Raw genomic sequence first — 17,054 nt, forward strand, 5'->3', positions numbered from 1 at the left:
TATGATTGTCACGAATAGAGATAAGGAGATGAAGTAAATGTCACTCAAGATTAACAGACAGGATGATTTGGACGCTATTTTCGGCAAGTTTGCGAGATGAACCTCGATGATGATAAACGCGATAAGTTCTTAAAACATAAAAAAGATGATAAAGACAAGAAAAAGAAAACTGACAAACGTCCCGAGAAAAAGTAACCCCGGCGTTTACTTCATAATGAATCAGATCAAAAAGCGACTGTTGACAATGACGATCATTGTTGACAGCCGCTTTTTATTTGAATTCTCAATCTTCGCCTAATTCCTGTTTGGCATTCTTAATTTGAAGCTTAACCTGATCGAACCCGGTTCCGCCCAATGAATGGCGTCGTTGAACAGCCACTTCGGATTTTAGATCATGATAAACATCAGCCTCAATCTTGGGTGAAGCTTCCTTGAGTTGTTCGAGCGACATATCCTGAAGGTTTTGATGCGTTTGCAGGCCCTTTAAAACTAATTGGCCGACAATTCCATGCGCTTCACGGAATGGCACCCCCTTGGCTGCCAAATAATCAGCCAATTCAGTAGCGTTTGAAAAATCATTTTCAGTTGCCTGCTTCATCCGTTCAATATTCGGCTTAGCCGTTTTGAGCATCCCATTGAAGACCTTCAAAGAAGGCAACAGCGTTTTAACAGTGTCAAAGACGCCCTCCTTATCCTCCTGAAGATCTTTATTGTAAGCCAATGGCAATGACTTCATCGTCGAAAGCAGCGCCATTAAATGGCCATAGACACGGCCACTCTTGCCACGGATCAATTCAGCCATGTCGGGATTCTTTTTCTGAGGCATAATCGAGCTGCCGGTGGTATACGCGTCACTCAGCTCCAGATACTTGAATTCATGGCTGACCCACATACTGATCTCTTCACAAAAGCGTGATAAATGCAACATTAAAATCGCGCTATTACTTAAAAACTCCAACGCAAAGTCTCGGTCCGAAACGGCGTCCAGAGAATTGGCATAAACCTGACCAAAGCCCAATTCCTTAGCGGTATATTCCCGGTCAATTGGAAAAGTAGTTCCGGCCAAAGCAGCTGCGCCCAGTGGCATTATGTCGGTATGCGTCATATTAAACGTAAACCGTTCCTTATCCCGTTTTAACATTTGATAGTAAGCCATCAGATAATGCCCATATGAAATCGGTTGGGCGTGTTGGAGATGCGTATAACCCGGCATGACCGTTTCAACGTTTTTCTCCGCCATGGCGACCAATGTTTTTTGAAGCGTCGTAATTTCATTCACGATTTTAGGTAACCGGTTTTTTAAATAAAGATGAAAATCAGTTGCTACCTGGTCGTTTCGGGAACGGGCAGTATGCAGCTTGCCGGCAACCGGCCCAATTTTCTCGGTTAATAAGGCCTCCAGATTCATGTGGATGTCCTCATTTTCAACCGTAAAATGAAGTTTGCCTTCATGAAGTTCCTGCTGGAGTGCTTCCAGCCCGGCCACGATTTTCTTAACATCTGCCGCGTCCAAAATCTTAGTATGCCCCAACATTTTTACATGGGCCAGTGAGCCTTCAATATCTTCATCAGCCATTTGCTGATCAAATGAAATTGATGCACCGAATTCATCAACCCATTTGGAAGCCTGCTGTTGAAACCGACCACCCCAAAGTTTCTTCGTACTCATTATTTCTTAGCTCCATTTTGAGAAGCGTAGTGCCCCTGAACGGCCACTTTATCTTCGGCGTGTGATTTCGTGACCGCTTTAACAAATTGTGATTGCTTGTTTTTTAATTGAACCTGTGAATAAACCTGAGTTGGTAATCCCCAAAGCTTGATGAAGCCCTTGGCAGCTTCCTGATCAAACGAATCGGCAGCAGTATAGGTTGCCAAATCTTTATCATACAATGAAGAAGCTGATTTACGTCCAAGAATGGTGACATTTCCCTTAAACAGCTGCGCTTTAATCGTACCGCTGACAACTTCCTGAGACTTGTCAATGAAAGCATTTAAAGCGTCCATTAACGGCGAGAACCAAAGTGCGTTATAAACCAATTCGCTTAACTGTTTTTCAATCGTTGGTTTAAAGTGTGCCAAATCACGCTCAAAGGTTAAGTCTTCCAACTCTTTATGGGCTTTCAGCAAAACAGTTGCTGCCGGTGCTTCGTAAACTTCACGGGATTTGATGCCAACCAAACGATTTTCAATGTGGTCGATTCGACCAATCCCGTGCTCGCCGGCCAATGTATTCAACTGCTGAATAATTTCGGAAAATTTCATTGGCTGACCATTCAACTCAGTCGGAATTCCTTTAACAAAAGTTAATTCGATAACTGATGGGGTATCCGGCGTTTCCGTTAAGGCGTTTGTAATTGCAAACGCATCTTCCGGGGCACTGTGCATGGATCTTCCAAGACACCCGCTTCATTAGCTCGACCCCAAATATTGGCATCAATTGAATATGGTGAATCCAGATCAATTGGAATTGGAATATTGTGTTCCTTAGCATATTCAATCTCCTGTTCACGGGACCAGTGCCAGTCACGAACCGGGCTTAAAACTTCCAATTGCGGATCCAAGCTGTGAATGGCAACTTCAAAACGAACCTGATCATTTCCTTTACCCGTGCAACCATGGGCAACTGCTTGGGCGTGTTCTTGATGCGCAAGATCAACCAGGGCCTTGGAAATTAAAGGACGTGAGAGTGCTGAAATCAGCGGATACGAGCCTTCGTACATTGCATTGGCCTTCAAAGCGACTGCCGCGTAATTATCGGCAAAGTCGTCTAATGCGTCAATAACATAAGCTTCAACGGCACCAACATTCAACGCCTTTTGTTTAATGAAATTCAGGTCTTTTCCCTCACCAACGTTAATGCAGCAAGCAACAACGTCGTAGCCCTTATCATTGAGCCAAGCAATTGCAACGGATGTATCAAGACCACCTGAATAAGCTAAAATTACCTTTTTGTTTTCTGTCATATTTTTATACCTCGAATTTCTTAATTATCAATTAGTAACGAGGTTAACACCAATATTCATAAATTGCAACCATTTTTGCGTTTTATTCATTATTTTTCAAAATATTAAGTTCAATATACATTTTCGGCAATTCAGATCGCTATTTTGAAACTGCCATTTAGACCTGTTTCCTTAAAAAATAATAAGAAAATTGGCTAATTGCACCTCCTTTTTTAGCAACTAAAAAAGCGCCCGGATGTTATTATCCTGGGCGCGTGCTATAAAATATGACAATTGTCCGCCATTACCTCATTTGCAATTAATCAATCAGTGGATGATTAATTAACCTGATTTAAATGATTGCTTGGAGTTGGGTAACGTTTTTCAAGCCGACTAATGTTCTCGGAAGCAACCTGATCGAAAGAAATATCGGCCCACTCAGCAATTTGAGAAAGATACCAGAGAACATCCCCCATTTCCTTGGTCAGCTGCTGCTTATTAAGTTTGGCACTTTGAAACGTATATTTTCGAACCAGATCCGCAACTTCGCCGGACTCACCGGTTAATCCCAGTGCACAATTTGTTAAAACCTGTTCCTTGCCCATCAATGTTCGATTGGCTGCTTTTTGATACTCATCAAAATTCATCGTGACATTCTCCCTTCAATCCATTGCCAGACTTCGGCCTTCCCCTGTTTAGTCAGCGCTGAAAATAAGACTAACGGTTCATCTTGTCCCAAAGCCAACGTCTTTCGAATTAACGAAGCCTGTTTATTCCACTTGCCACGGACTATTTTATCCATCTTGGTTGCAACGGTTAAAATATCGATGCCATAGTACTTCAGCCATTCATGCATCGTAATATCGTTGCTGGTCGGCGCGTGTCGACCATCGACCAATGCAATAACGCCTTTTAACTGCTGACGCTGAGTCAAATAGTTTTCAATCATTTGCCCCCACTTTTCCCGATTGGCTTTAGAAGTTTTGGCATAGCCATATCCGGGGACATCAACAAAGAACAGCTTATCTTCGATATTGTAAAAATTCAGTGTCTGGGTTTTCCCAGGTTGACTGGAAGTTCTGGCGTAACCGTTTCGATTAATTAAAACGTTGGTTAAAGACGACTTGCCAACATTTGAACGACCAACAAATGCAATTTCAGGGAATTGGGTATTGGGGTACTGTTTTTCTGCAACGGCACTAATAGTCAGTTCAACATTGTGGACCTCCATCAAGTCACCATTCCTTTCTATGAAACCCTTTTAATTTTTAGACAAAAAAAGAGTCTGACGGTAAACTGATTAAAGTTTACATCAGACTCCCTTGGATTACGATGCTTTTTTCAACACCAATTCCGGTTCCGTGTGATCCGTAACCGTCTCTGGTGTAATAATCACTTTAGAAACATCGTTCCTGCTTGGCAGGTCAAACATAATGTCACGCATAACGTCTTCAATAATTGAACGAAGGCCTCGTGCGCCGGTATTTCTGGCGATTGCTAACTGAGCCATCTTCTGAAGGGCCGCCGGCTGGAACTCAAGCTCGGCACCATCAAGTTCAATCAGCTTCTTATATTGCTTAACAAGCGCGTTCTTTGGTTCGGTTAAAATTCGAACCAAATCGTGTTCATCAAGTTTGTCCAATGCAGTTAAAATTGGTAATCGACCGATAAATTCAGGAATTAAGCCAAATTTCAACATATCTTCCGGAATAACCGATTGCATGATATTTTTGGAATTAACGTTTTTAGCCTCGTCAGAGTCGGTTCCAAAACCGATGGTCTTATCACCAAGGCGACTCTTAACAATGCCTTCAATCCCATCAAAGGCCCCGCCAACAATAAAGAGAATGTTGGTCGTATCAATTTGAATAAATTCTTGTTGCGGGTGCTTCCGACCACCCTGAGGTGGTACATTTGCAATTGTCCCTTCAAGAATCTTCAAAAGCGCCTGTTGGACACCTTCACCGGAAACGTCCCGCGTGATCGACACGTTTTCAGATTTCTTGGCAATTTTATCGATTTCATCGATATAAATAATGCCCTTTTCAGCTCTGTCAACGTCATAATCAGCATTTTGCAACAGCTTTAAAAGAATATTTTCGACATCTTCACCAACATAGCCGGCTTCCGTTAGCGTTGTCGCATCAGCGATCGCAAACGGTACGTTTAAAATTTTGGCTAATGTTTGGGCTAAATAGGTTTTACCGGAACCGGTAGGACCAATAACACAAATATTACTCTTTTGAAGTTCCAAATCATCATTTGGATCGCTAACCATTTCATTGACACGCTTGTAATGGTTGTACACCGCAACTGCCAGCGTACGTTTAGCGTTCTCCTGGCCGATGACATATTGGTTTAACTTATCGAGAATTTGTGCGGGGGTTAACACTTTCAAAAGATCGTCACCAGACGTCTTTTCAGGTGCTAATTCCTCGTCAATAATTTCTTTACATAAGTCGATACATTCGTTACAAATGTAAACACCCGGCCCAGCAACGATTTTTTTAACCTGATCCTGTGTTTTACCACAAAAAGAACAGGTAATTGGGCCATTTGATTCGTTATCTTCGAACAATATATTCACTCCTCCATCAAGAGTTGGAAGTTAATGCTGGTCAAACAATGGAGAACAGGAATAAGGCAACCAACTTGGGCTGTCATATTTATTCTCCAACTATACGTAACTTTAACATATAATAGTTAAATTGCAATCAGAAGGATCTACTTCAAAAAAAGACCCGTTATTAAAAACGGATCTTTTAACGAAGAGACGGTTACTACTTGGAGCTGTCTTCTTTAGCTTTGTCGTTTTTTGCTTCCGTTGACTTGGCTTCTTGCTTTGAAGAATCAACAATCAAGTCAATCGCTTTTTTAATGCCGATATCGTGCTTCAGCATATCATCAGTCAAGGCACTGCGAACAGCGTCTTCTTTCATGCCATACTGAGTAGCCAAATCCTTTACCTCAGCTTTGATATCATCTTCGGTTGGGTTGATATTCTCAGCATCAACAATTGCTTCCAATACTAAATTGGTTTTTACACGACGTTCAGCACCATCAGCAAACTGTTTCTTCAAATCTTCCGGCTTCGTACCAGTCAACTGGAAGTACATTTGTTGATTAATGCCTTGTTGCTGCATTCCTGCAAGATACTGATCCATCTGACGTTGAATATCTTCATCAAGCATTGCTTGTGGCACATCCTTGACTTCTGAATTATCAACAGCTTGGTTAATCGCAGCATCTTCAATTGCTTCACGCGCTTCGTTCTTCTTTTGAGTCTTCAGATCTTCCTTGATCTTTTCTTTCAACTCATCAAGTGAATCAACGTCTTCATCAACGTCTTTAGCAAAGTCATCATCTAACTTAGGTAATTCCTTTGTTTTAACTTCATGAATCGTTGTCTTGAAAACGGCTTCTTTACCTTGAAGATCTTTTGCCTGGTAATCATCCGGGAAGGTAACCTTTACGTCAACTTCGTCACCAGCCTTGTGGCCGATTAACTGATCTTCGAAGCCGGGAATGAATGAATTTGAGCCCAATTCTAATGAATGGTTCTTGGCACTGCCGCCTTCAAACGGCTTACCATCAACCGTACCATCAAAATCAATCACGACGGTATCGCCCTTTTCAGCAGCTTTACCTTCTTTAAGCACTAATTCTGCTTCATTTTGCCGTTTCTTTTCAAGTTCGGCATCAATATCTTTCTGGTAAACTCGGGTATTTTGCTTTGGAACACTTAATCCCTTGTAATTGCCTAACTTAACTTCCGGCTTAACAGTCACATTGGCTTTAATAACCCAAGGCTTGCCTTTTTCCATTGATTCAACGTCAATCTTTGGTTGATCAACCGGTTCAATTTTAGCTTCCTCAACGGCCTTTGCGTATTCGTCTGGCAATAGAATGTTCAGCGCATCCTCATATAATGCTTCTTCACCATACATCTGGTTGAAGATTGCCCGAGGCACTTTTCCTTTACGGAATCCAGGAACTCGAATACTGTTTTTATTTTTCTTAAATGCACGGTCTAAACCGCTTTTAATAGAATCAGTACCAATTTCGAAAGTTAATTCACCATCGTTGGTACCTTTCTTTTCCCATTTTGCAGACATCTTTTTTCCTCCGAGACGACAAACTTATTTTTTACAATTCACAATTGCATAACATTGTTATTTTAACGTATTCACAGCAAAATGTAAAATGCAAAATAAATTTCCAATTAACCAAATCTTGCCTAAAAAGCAAAAAAGCCACAAGGATCACTCCTCACGGCTTTTTCAATATTAATTAGCGAAATTAGTCTTTAACGTCACTAACAATACCGGCACCAACAGTATGGCCACCTTCACGGATGGTAAACTTAGTACCCTTTTCAATGGCAACTGGCTTCGTTAATTCAACGTTGAATGTAACGTTATCACCAGGCATAACCATTTCAACGCCCTTTTCCAATTCGATAACACCGGTAACATCGGTAGTATGGAAGTAGAATTGTGGACGATAGTTTGAGAAGAATGGCGTATGACGGCCACCTTCTTCTTTAGTCAAGATATATACTTGGCCTTCAAACTGCTTGTGGGTTTGAATTGAACCAGGTGCGGCAAGAACTTGGCCACGAACAACTTGGTCACGATCGATACCACGAAGAAGGACACCAACGTTATCGCCGGCTTGACCTTCGTCAAGTGTCTTACGGAACATTTCCAAACCAGTAACAGTTGATTTCAAAACATCGTCAACCAAACCAACGATTTCAACTTCGTCACCAATCTTAACAACACCACGATCAATACGACCTGAAGCAACAGTACCACGACCAGTGATCGTAAATACGTCTTCAACCGGCATTAAGAATGGCTTGCTGTCATCACGTTCTGGAGTTGGGATATATTCATCAACGATATCCATTAAGTCAAGGATAACTTGTTCTTGTTCCTTGTCGCCTTCAAGTGCCTTAAGAGCAGATCCACGGACAACAGGAACATCGTCACCAGGATAATCGTATTCAGAAAGTAACTCACGAACTTCCATTTCAACCAAGTCAATTAATTCGTCATCGTCAACCAAATCAGTCTTGTTCAAGAAGACAACGATGTAGTCAACACCAACTTGGTGGGCAAGCAAAATATGCTCACGAGTTTGTGGCATAGGACCATCAGTTGCAGCAACAACCAAGATGGCACCATCCATTTGAGCGGCACCGGTAATCATGTTCTTGATGTAATCAGCATGTCCTGGGGCATCAATATGCGCATAGTGACGCTTTTCAGTTTCGTACTCAACGTGGGCAGTGTTGATAGTAATACCACGTTCACGTTCCTCTGGTGCTGCATCGATATCAGCATAATCTTCAGCCTTTGCCAGACCTTTAGAAGCTAATACCTTCGTAATTGCAGCAGTCAAAGTAGTTTTCCCATGATCAATATGGCCAATAGTACCAATATTTACATGGGGTTTTGTTCTTTCATAATGTTCTTTTGCCATTAATGAAACCTCCTGTTGTTTTCAAGAATTACATCAATTCGCATCAATGCATTTCTAAATGATATTATACTACATCTTCTTGAAAAGACAAAGCAGTCTAATTTCGAAGAATCCTTAAGTATTATATCGATACTTAAATTGTTTGTAAACAGATTATTATCGTTTTCTCGAAATATTTTTCTTTAAACGAATTTCATAAAACTTTCTGCTTGGTGAATTTGCTTAATCCATGCCATCATTTCCTGTTGAAACGGCTTTGGATGGGTCAAATGGCTGCCAAACAAATCAGCTGCTATTATTTGAACCCAAAAAGCTGAATCTTGAATTACCTTGTCGAAGAACGGATAAATATAACTGCTTTGCGTAAAAAGCTCTTTTTCCATCAACTGGTACTTGATTGGATCATCGGCCGCGTATAATCGGTCAATTTCCCGAAGTGCGTCAGTTAAAGCCGCATAATCAGCCAACGATTTTAATTTCGGAATCGAAATCTGATAATTCTGTTTATCAAGCCAATTAAGCGTGACCGTTTTCTCACTGGCCATAGCCTGTAGTTGTAATAACACCTGCGTTTTGGACACCTGCCAGCCAAACGGATCGGTTAGCATTGTTTCAGCTGCTGTCAAATACTCATCAAATGGTAGTTTCAGAGCCGCAGTCACCACCTGAACCTGCTGATAGGCGGCCAGTGACCCTAGATGGGCAAACCGACTGGCTGCTTGTCTCAGCACTGATTGATTCTCAGTTCGATAAGCAGTCTCTTGTTTGATAATTTCAGCTTTCCAAGCGCTTTGCCTTGATCCCGAAACGTGGCTTAAAATTTCTCGTGCCAAAATAAACGCGTGATTTTGTAACGTAATTTTAAAAATCCCCGGTAAATAATCAGGTTTATCAAAAAGGTGATCGCGATAATCAAACACAATTTGATAAGCGTCTTCAATCCGCTTTAAATTGGATAAGGCTTGGGCCATTAATAAATGGATTTGACTGTCTTCCGGGTACTTTTTCTCCAAGTGTTCGGTTTTATTTAAAACCTGATGAAATTTATGATCGCGTAGATCTGCCTCAGCACTCCAAAAGATGACCCGATCATTTTTTGAAAGTGTGCTCATCGCTATCTCCCCATTTGCCGTTTTTGGCATAAACAGATTTAATCTTGGTATCACAATAAAGCAGTGGCCGAACCCAACTCAAAAATGGCTGTTTTTGCCCGACCCCTGCTTTTATAAATTGTTAAAAGTTTATTTTTGTTCTTTAACTGCGGATTTGGCCGTTCTCTTGGCGTGCTTTTTATTAACCCGCTTATGATGCTGATTAACTTCCATGATAACCGGCAGAATCACCGGCCGGCGCTTGGTCTGCTTATAAAGGTAATCGCTCAGCGTCTCCCGGACATCCTGCTTCAAATTACTCCAGTCAAATTCTTTGTGATCTAAATTGCTCCGAACCGTCTTTTCAATAATGCCGGCAGCTTCTGCCATGAGGTTCTTATTAGCCTTAACATATACAAAGCCTCTTGAAGTCAGTTTGGGCTGAGAAACAATTCGTTTTTTCTTTCGGTCGATCGTTACAACAGCAACAAAAATGCCATCTTCAGACAAAACCTTCCGATCACGCAGAACAATATTACCGATGTCGCCAATACCGATACCGTCAATCATCGTGTCAGCAACTGGTGCACTGCCGCTGATCCACATTTCATCTTTATTAACCGAAACAATGTCGCCTTTATCCGGAATAAAGATTCGATCATCGGTAAAGCCAACCTGTTTGGCCAATTGTGCATGGGCTTCCAATAGACGATATTCACCGGAAACCGGAATTAAAAACTTCGGCTTTAATAAATTCATTATTAATTGCAGATCGGTTTGACTGGCATCACCAGATGAATTCATCTGGTCGGAAATCATTTCAACCTCACCATCGGCCCGGTAAACCATATCCCGGGTTTTGGCAACGGTTGTTTCCATTGCCGTTGAAGGGGTCGTCGTGATAAATACCAAGTCATTGGGTTCAATATTGATATCCCCCTGCTCCTTATTGGCCATTCTTTGAATTGCCTTAATCGGCTCACCCATTTTACCGGTTTGGATGATAACAACTTTATCAGCCGGTAATTGGTTCAGTTCCTTCACGGAATCGATCAGTAAATCATCTACCGGCAGCTTTAACGTATGCAGCCGTAGGGCCGTTTTAACAATTCGTTCAAGATCATGACCGGTTAGAAAAACCCGTCTACCGGTTTCCGCAGCCGCATTAAAGACCTGCTGCATCCGCAAAATGTTTGAAGCAACACTGGCTACCACGATTCGGCTGTCATGATAGTGAAAGGTCTCTGTAATGTAAGCACCGATTTTTTTCTCAGACGCACTGGCTGCTGGATTTTCCGCATTTCCGGAGTCACTTAGCAGCGCCAAAACACCTTCATCACCTAACCGGGTCAATGCGGAATAATTTGTCTGATACAGCGGCGCCGCCGTTTGGTCAAATTTAAAATCGCCAGTATAAACAACCACACCTTCTGCGGTATGCAGCGCGATTCCCAAAGAGCCCGGAATTGAATGCGTTGTTTTGAAAAATGTTACCTTAACATCATCAAAATCAATTTCCGATCGTTCACTAACAATATGGAAATCATCAAAATCATGAAGCTGCTCAGAGTCGGCAACGTTGAGTTTGGCCAATTCAATCGTCATTTGAGAGCCAAACACCGGCACATCAAACTCACTTAAAAAGTAAGAAATTGCACCAATTGCATCTGCATGTCCGTGCGTTAGAAAGACGCCGACAATTCGATCTTTATTTTCTTTCAAATAACTAAAATCAGGAATAACTACATCAATTCCCAACAATTCATTTTCGGGATATTTTAGACCACAGTCCAAAATATAAATCCCGCCATTGATGTCAATCGCGTACATGTTTTTTCCATTTTCGCGAACACCACCAATAGCCATAATCTTTACTTCGTTTTTCATGTTTCACCTCAAAAATAATATTATGCTTTTTTTAACGTTCGAATTCAGCTTCTTTTAGTTTACCATATTTTCGCAAAACAACCGAATTTTTCCGCCAGAAAGCAAGCACAAAAAGTCGTGGTCAAGCCAAAAAGGCCCAACCACGACTTTTGAAAAACAAATAATTGATTTGTTTTAATTTTAAAAATATTAACGACGCAATCCCAAACTCTTAATCAAATCACGATAACGGGTAACATCCTTATTACGCAGGTATGCCAACAAGTTACGGCGATGACCAATCTTCTTCATAAGACCACGTTGTGAATGATAATCCTTACGGTGGTTCTTCATGTGAATGTTGATTTCATTGATATCTGCTGTTAAAATTGCAATTTGAACCTCTGCAGAACCGGTGTCACCTTCATGACGCGCGTATTTCTTGATAAGTTCATTTTTTTCTGCTTGTGTAACTGCCATAATTATATTTCCACCTTTTCTTAAAATGATCCGACGACTGAGTCAGCGGCAGTGGTACCGACAAACTAAGTCGAAGGTCTGTAGCACACAAAGAACAGTATACCTAAATTACGCAATAAACACAAGCAAATCTTTTCGATTCAAGTTTAGTTGTGCTTGCAATCCCCCCGCCAGTTTTGTATAATGGTGCTTGTTGAAATTTAATATTTTTACCAAGAATTCCCTCGGAGGTGAATCCAATGCCAATTATCAAATCAGCTATCGAACGCGTAAAGACTAACGAAAAAGCTCAAAAACGAAACGCAGCGCAATTGAGTACTTATCGGACAGCTGTTAAGAAGTTTGAAAAAGCGCAACTTAACGGTTCAGACGATGCTAAAGAACTTTACATTAACGCAATTAGCGCTATTGATCGTGCCAAGTCAAAAGGATTGATCAAGGCCAACAAAGCTGCTCGTGACAAGTCACGGTTAACAGCCCGTTTAGCTAAATAATCAAATTGAGTTGTTAGTCACTTACATACTAGCAACTTTTTTATTACACATCGACTATGTCACAAAAGGTCTGATTTTAAGAACCCCGTTGGGGATATCTTAAAATCAGACCTTTTTAATAGCTAAGCATGGTTCGGTCGCATAAACTTTAACAGGAAAAGCTCAAACAATAGTTCCGGTGATCGATTTGACGACTTCATTTCCCGTTCGGTCTCGACCAATCCCAGATAAGCGTCCTTAAGTTCCTGATAATTAAAATGACGAACCGTTTGTAAAGCCAGTTTAACCCGGTATGGGTGAACCTTTAAGCTGGCTGCCAGATTTCCTTGTGAGTATCCGTGCTTTTGAAGAATCATGACTTGGATTAACAATCGAAATTGTTGAATCAAAACCGCATTAATACCAATCGGCTCTTGGCTTTCCAAAATTAAGTTTCGATAAATGTCCATTGATTCTTTGGCATTCTTTTTCAAAACACTATTAACCAAATCAAAGACACTCTGCTCAACCGAAGGGCTCACAAGACCATTTACAGCAGTCAACGTTATTTTCTTGGTATCTTTATTGTATAAAAATAGTTTTGGCAGATCATTCATCATCGTTGTCAATTGCCCGGAAGTCAACTGCATCATTCGTTCGAGCGCACTTTCATCAATTGTGTAACCTGCTTCTGTTATTCGCTTTTTTACCGTTGACTTAATTTCGCTTTCCCTAAGCTTGCCAATTTCAACCGTCGTTGCAACTTTCTTCAACGCCTTGGTAATCTTTTTTCTCGAATCAAGCTTTTCATAGGGGGCAAAAATCACCATGATTGTTGAACTTTCGGGGCGCTGCAGGTAATTCAAAAAGTCATCCACATGATGCTCGACTTTTGCTTTCACCCGCAATCCGGTTAAAAAGTACGGCCGATTAATCATAACCAACCGGCGGTCACCAAAAAAAGGAACCGAAACCGCGTCTTCTACGGCACTGGAAATTGGCGTTTCCTCCATATCGTAGCTCCCGATGTTCATCGATCGCTCCTCTTGGGGAATTAGCGCAGTAAACGCCCGTTTAATTTGATCCGACAGGTAAGCTTGGTCACCGAGAATTAAATAAACGCTGTCGGTTTTATTTTGTTTTAACTGACTTATTAATTGTGAAAAATTCATTTACTTTCCCCTTTAAGTTCCAACTTGGTTTGAAAACAGCCGGTGTTGTTTCGATATACATATCTTACCATACCCGATTTCTGGGTATTTAAAATTTTTACGTGGGCCTTACTTAGTGTCACCAACGTTTCTTCATTCGGGTGGTGATACCGATTGTTTCGTCCGGCCGAAATCAATGCCAGCCGTGGTTGAATCTGAGAAATAAACTGTGGATTCGAAGATGTCCGACTGCCATGATGCCCAACTTTAATAACGTCGGCTTTTAACCCGGGGTGTCGTTGGAGGGTTGCCATCTCACCCGGTTGGTCCAAATCACCCATAAAAAGCCAATTAAGGCCGCCAAATCGGCCGCTGAGAACTTCTGAATCACCGTTTTCACCCTTTCCTGACAGATAGGGATGCAAAACCGTCAGTGGTAAACCGGAAACCCGGGATTCATCATTAACCGGTAAAACCAGCGTTTCGGGGGTTTTTCCCGCTAAGCGTTTCATAAAGTTGGTATTTTGCTGCATGCCGAGTGGAATAACGATTTGCTTAATCCGCATTTCTCGGATAAAGGCCTGTAAATCCCCGCAATGGTCTGCATCCTGATGGCTAATACAAATTGAGTCAATTTGTGAAATTCCGATGCTTTTAAGATAATTGATGGAAATTCGCGCTGCCTGGTAGTTTTCAGTTCCCCGCTGCCATTTCTGTTGGTTAAAAATCGGCTTGCCGCCCGTGTCGATTAAAGTGACCGAGCGGTTAAACGGTGTTCGAATCAGGAAACTGTCACCTTGGCCAACGTCAAACATCGTCACTTCGCCATGAAGTGGATAATGAATCCAAATAAACGTTCCCAAATATAAGCCAATCAAAGCAGCCCAGCAGATTTTCAGCTTTTTTCCTAAATGAATGATCACAATTAGCGTTAATCCAAACATCAGTAAAGCAATCAGCACCGGTGGTTTACCAAATAAAATCATACCAGGTAGGCGACCAACGAGATTTAAACCATCATTAAAGGTCCGAAGAAGCCATTCTACCGGACCAGTTAACTGTGGGTTAATCAACCCCAAGCCCAATCCCAGCAAGACCAGTGGAAAAATGGTACTACCAAAAAGCGGCAGGACCATCAAATTGACCGCCAAGCTTAAAACGTGCCACTCATATAAATGAAATAATAGAATCGGCAGCGATAATAGATTCAGTAAAACCGTCTGTTTGAGAAAGGATCGCTTCGAAACGGCAATTAGACCAAATGCCAACCCATAACTAAGCTGCACACTCATCATAAACATTGCCTCAGGTAATAGGAATAAATGAATCATTAAGGTCAAGCTGAGTGCTGCCAAAGGTGAAACTTTAATTTCAACCAGCTGTCCCAACATGACGATTGCTGCGGTTAAAACTGCCCGAAGCAAGCTGGGCGTCCCACCGGAAAAAAGGTAGTAACCAGCCAGACAAGCTAATTTAATGACTATTTTAAATTTCTTTCCTAATCCCAGCATTGTTAATAAACGGTCAATTACTGTTAGAAAATAATAAACGTGCATCCCTGAGATACTAAAGATATGCAGTAATCCCAACTGCTGAGCACCTGTCATCTCTTCAAAAAAATTACTTTCCCGATTGCCGCTGATTAAGCCCATCGCATAAATCCGCAGCATTTTAGGTAATCCTCGGCAGTAGTGGTTAAACCGGGAGCGAAAATCATGAATTCGGTCAGCTATCGATTCATGCATAAGCGGTCGCAGCGATTCAATCTCGGATACTGAAAACATGTCATAAACCTTTTGGTGATGATAAAAAGCCCGCATATCAAATTGATTGATATTTGTTGCTTCGTTAATTGCCTGCTGCTCGCCGGTTACCGTTAAGATTAATGGCCGGGAACTACCGGTTATCCGCTGTTTTTGTTCTAAAGATTGAAAGCGGGCATAGTAAACGGTTTTGCGACCGGTATCCGGCGAAACAGCCAGCGTATGAAAGCGATCGCCATCACTTACAATCATATCCGGATATATTTTAATACTTTCATGACAATTGGCCTTTTCAATCGGCAAATCATTTGCAACAGTTAATTTCACGGTAATTATAAATAATAGTCCTGCTCCAAGCACCACGATTATTAATTTAATATTTTGAAGCAATCCCAGCCGGATAGCCAAAAGCCCCAGCAGAAGTGCGCCAATTAACAGATTTCCAAATAGGAAAACACTTAAAAATAATAAACCTGCCGCCGGAAAAATAAGCCAATTTCCAATAATTAATCAGATAAATAGGAGTTGAATGGCACCCTGTCCATGTCGGAATGAGTGAGTTTAATTTTATTTAACGCAACATTTTTTAATTGAATTAGTTTCTGGGCGTAATCATCATTGTGATAATTGCGTAAATAGTTAATTTTTTTAATGCCTGCCTGCAACAACATCTTTGTACACTGTAAACAAGGAAAATCCGTTACATAGATTTCCGCACCGTCAGTCGATTCACCAAATTTGGCACATTGCAAAATGGCATTCATTTCCGCGTGAATCGTTCGCACACAATGACCGTCTACCAAGTAACAGCCAACGTCAATACAATGATCATCACCGGCCACCGAGCCGTTATAGCCCCCGGCAATAATCCGCTTGTCACGGACAATAACCGCCCCGACCGATAAGCGTTCACACGTACTTCTTGAAGCTAATAGGACTGCCTGCATCATAAAATACTGGTCCCACTTAATTCGATTATCCATTTTTTCACCTTCCATGAAATAAATCATATCTCAATTTTAGGTTTAGGGCTACACACAAATTGACGATTTTAAATTATCAAACGTTTTATCACCAAATCCCGGTACGTCTTTAAGCTCTTCAATTCGCTTAAATTGCCCATGAGCTTGACGATAAGCAATAATCTGATCTGCCTTTTTATCGCCGATGCCGTTTAATTCTTGAAGCTTGGTCTTATCAGCAGTATTCAAATTAATTTTTCCCGTTTGATCACTTGAACCGGTCGGCCCAGCTGACGCCTGAGCGGCCGAATCAACAGCGGCACTGTCAGAGCTAGCTGCCGGTGCTGATTGGCTTGGCGTCGCATTTAACGACCGATTACCTTTAATTTCACCCTTGATTGGAATATAAATAACCTGCTGATCGGCCAGCTTCTGGGCGAGATTGATCTGTTTCTTGTCGGCCGATCGATTGAAACCGCCAGCCAAGTCAATCGCGTCAACTACCCGCATATTTGCGCCAACCTGGTAAACCCCAGGATTTTTAACCGCTCCCTTCACATCAACGTAGAATTGCTGATTGGTGCTTTGCGAGGCGCTGGTGGCTGCCGTCGAAGCAGTACCTGCACTTGTTGCCTGTGATTGACTTGCACCGGTACTCGTCGATGTCGCCACCGTGGCGGCCATTTCTTGACTTTGAGGATGATCCTTTGCAGGATGATTGAATGCCAACATAAAAATCCCAATTACCAAAACGCCAATCACAACGACCACGCCAACCAAAACCTGATAAAAATACGTCTCAATAAACTCGTGAATCCTATTCATACTGTTCCTCCCTT

The 17,054-nt window shown here is 41.6% G+C and carries 15 protein-coding genes and 1 pseudogene; 2 read left to right on the forward strand and 14 right to left on the reverse strand.

Annotation, left to right across the window (positions count from 1 at the left end):
- Window positions 1-37 precede the first annotated feature (37 nt).
- Entirely contained in the window at window positions 38-100 is a 63-nt protein-coding gene (locus JCM14108_RS15760) for an SPJ_0845 family protein (RefSeq protein ID WP_272944504.1), read from the forward strand.
- A 183-nt stretch (window positions 101-283) separates the two neighbouring features.
- Here the strand turns inward: JCM14108_RS15760 and argH are convergent, their stop codons facing one another.
- The 10 genes and pseudogenes from argH to rpsO form a co-directional block, all read right to left on the reverse strand.
- On the reverse strand, window positions 284-1,669 hold the full coding sequence (gene argH / locus JCM14108_RS02505) for an argininosuccinate lyase (protein ID WP_035178192.1): 1,386 nt from the start codon (window positions 1,667-1,669) through the stop codon (window positions 284-286).
- Window positions 1,669-2,963 (reverse strand): annotated as a pseudogene (locus JCM14108_RS02510) (argininosuccinate synthase). Before JCM14108_RS02510 ends, argH begins: the two are co-directional and overlap by 1 nt.
- A 317-nt stretch (window positions 2,964-3,280) precedes the next feature.
- The gene (locus JCM14108_RS02515) at window positions 3,281-3,589 is read right to left on the reverse strand and encodes a nucleoside triphosphate pyrophosphohydrolase family protein (protein WP_035178194.1); all 309 of its coding nucleotides are present in this window, start codon (window positions 3,587-3,589) and stop codon (window positions 3,281-3,283) included.
- Window positions 3,586-4,173: a ribosome biogenesis GTP-binding protein YihA/YsxC gene (yihA, locus tag JCM14108_RS02520; protein ID WP_035178196.1), complete on the reverse strand. Its 588-nt coding sequence runs from the start codon at window positions 4,171-4,173 to the stop codon at window positions 3,586-3,588. Before yihA ends, JCM14108_RS02515 begins: the two co-directional genes overlap by 4 nt.
- Window positions 4,174-4,269: 96 nt before the next feature.
- Window positions 4,270-5,520 (reverse strand): ATP-dependent Clp protease ATP-binding subunit ClpX, encoded by a 1,251-nt coding sequence (clpX, locus tag JCM14108_RS02525; RefSeq protein ID WP_191978524.1) that lies wholly within the window; start codon window positions 5,518-5,520, stop codon window positions 4,270-4,272.
- A gap of 202 nt (window positions 5,521-5,722) precedes the next feature.
- Window positions 5,723-7,057, reverse strand: a complete 1,335-nt coding sequence (gene tig, locus JCM14108_RS02530; RefSeq protein ID WP_035178199.1) for a trigger factor — start codon at window positions 7,055-7,057, stop codon at window positions 5,723-5,725.
- A 184-nt stretch (window positions 7,058-7,241) separates the two neighbouring features.
- A complete protein-coding gene (gene tuf, locus JCM14108_RS02535; protein WP_035178201.1) occupies window positions 7,242-8,429 on the reverse strand; it encodes an elongation factor Tu in 1,188 nt (395 codons plus the stop codon).
- Window positions 8,430-8,611: 182 nt separating this feature from the next.
- Entirely contained in the window at window positions 8,612-9,541 is a 930-nt protein-coding gene (locus JCM14108_RS02540; RefSeq protein ID WP_035178203.1) for a hypothetical protein, read from the reverse strand.
- 129 nt (window positions 9,542-9,670) lie between these two features.
- Window positions 9,671-11,407, reverse strand: a complete 1,737-nt coding sequence (locus JCM14108_RS02545; RefSeq protein ID WP_035178206.1) for a ribonuclease J — start codon at window positions 11,405-11,407, stop codon at window positions 9,671-9,673.
- A 189-nt stretch (window positions 11,408-11,596) separates the two neighbouring features.
- Window positions 11,597-11,866: a 30S ribosomal protein S15 gene (rpsO, locus tag JCM14108_RS02550; RefSeq protein ID WP_035178208.1), complete on the reverse strand. Its 270-nt coding sequence runs from the start codon at window positions 11,864-11,866 to the stop codon at window positions 11,597-11,599.
- A gap of 239 nt (window positions 11,867-12,105) precedes the next feature.
- On the opposite strand from rpsO, the gene rpsT reads away from it, so the two are divergent.
- The gene (rpsT, locus tag JCM14108_RS02555) at window positions 12,106-12,360 is read left to right on the forward strand and encodes a 30S ribosomal protein S20 (RefSeq protein WP_035178211.1); all 255 of its coding nucleotides are present in this window, start codon (window positions 12,106-12,108) and stop codon (window positions 12,358-12,360) included.
- Between the two features lie 122 nt (window positions 12,361-12,482).
- Here the strand turns inward: rpsT and holA are convergent, their stop codons facing one another.
- From holA to JCM14108_RS02575, 4 genes are all read right to left on the reverse strand, one after another.
- Window positions 12,483-13,511: a DNA polymerase III subunit delta gene (gene holA / locus JCM14108_RS02560; protein WP_035178212.1), complete on the reverse strand. Its 1,029-nt coding sequence runs from the start codon at window positions 13,509-13,511 to the stop codon at window positions 12,483-12,485.
- Complete coding sequence (locus JCM14108_RS02565; RefSeq protein WP_304607829.1) at window positions 13,508-15,661, reverse strand: DNA internalization-related competence protein ComEC/Rec2; 2,154 nt, start codon at window positions 15,659-15,661, stop codon at window positions 13,508-13,510. Before JCM14108_RS02565 ends, holA begins: the two co-directional genes overlap by 4 nt.
- Before the next feature lie 98 nt (window positions 15,662-15,759).
- Entirely contained in the window at window positions 15,760-16,236 is a 477-nt protein-coding gene (locus JCM14108_RS02570; RefSeq protein WP_235807202.1) for a ComE operon protein 2, read from the reverse strand.
- A 48-nt stretch (window positions 16,237-16,284) separates the two neighbouring features.
- Window positions 16,285-17,040, reverse strand: a complete 756-nt coding sequence (locus tag JCM14108_RS02575; RefSeq protein ID WP_035178217.1) for a helix-hairpin-helix domain-containing protein — start codon at window positions 17,038-17,040, stop codon at window positions 16,285-16,287.
- Window positions 17,041-17,054 lie beyond the last annotated feature (14 nt).

The organism is Lentilactobacillus farraginis DSM 18382 = JCM 14108, assembly GCF_000583655.1.
Classification (GTDB): Bacteria; Bacillota; Bacilli; order Lactobacillales; family Lactobacillaceae; genus Lentilactobacillus; species Lentilactobacillus farraginis.

What these genes read in the sequence shown, in the direction of transcription:
- tuf (WP_035178201.1), bottom strand. Translation starts at nt 8,429, where the DNA reads ATGGCAAAAGAACATTATGAAAGAACAAAACCCCATGTAAATATTGGT.
- holA (WP_035178212.1), bottom strand. Translation starts at nt 13,511, where the DNA reads ATGAATTTTTCACAATTAATAAGTCAGTTAAAACAAAATAAAACCGAC.
- JCM14108_RS02575 (WP_035178217.1), bottom strand. Translation starts at nt 17,040, where the DNA reads ATGAATAGGATTCACGAGTTTATTGAGACGTATTTTTATCAGGTTTTG.
- rpsT (WP_035178211.1), top strand. Translation starts at nt 12,106, where the DNA reads ATGCCAATTATCAAATCAGCTATCGAACGCGTAAAGACTAACGAAAAA.
- JCM14108_RS02540 (WP_035178203.1), bottom strand. Translation starts at nt 9,541, where the DNA reads ATGAGCACACTTTCAAAAAATGATCGGGTCATCTTTTGGAGTGCTGAG.
- JCM14108_RS02570 (WP_235807202.1), bottom strand. Translation starts at nt 16,236, where the DNA reads ATGGATAATCGAATTAAGTGGGACCAGTATTTTATGATGCAGGCAGTC.
- yihA (WP_035178196.1), bottom strand. Translation starts at nt 4,173, where the DNA reads ATGGAGGTCCACAATGTTGAACTGACTATTAGTGCCGTTGCAGAAAAA.
- argH (WP_035178192.1), bottom strand. Translation starts at nt 1,669, where the DNA reads ATGAGTACGAAGAAACTTTGGGGTGGTCGGTTTCAACAGCAGGCTTCC.
- JCM14108_RS02515 (WP_035178194.1), bottom strand. Translation starts at nt 3,589, where the DNA reads ATGAATTTTGATGAGTATCAAAAAGCAGCCAATCGAACATTGATGGGC.
- rpsO (WP_035178208.1), bottom strand. Translation starts at nt 11,866, where the DNA reads ATGGCAGTTACACAAGCAGAAAAAAATGAACTTATCAAGAAATACGCG.
- tig (WP_035178199.1), bottom strand. Translation starts at nt 7,057, where the DNA reads ATGTCTGCAAAATGGGAAAAGAAAGGTACCAACGATGGTGAATTAACT.
- JCM14108_RS02545 (WP_035178206.1), bottom strand. Translation starts at nt 11,407, where the DNA reads ATGAAAAACGAAGTAAAGATTATGGCTATTGGTGGTGTTCGCGAAAAT.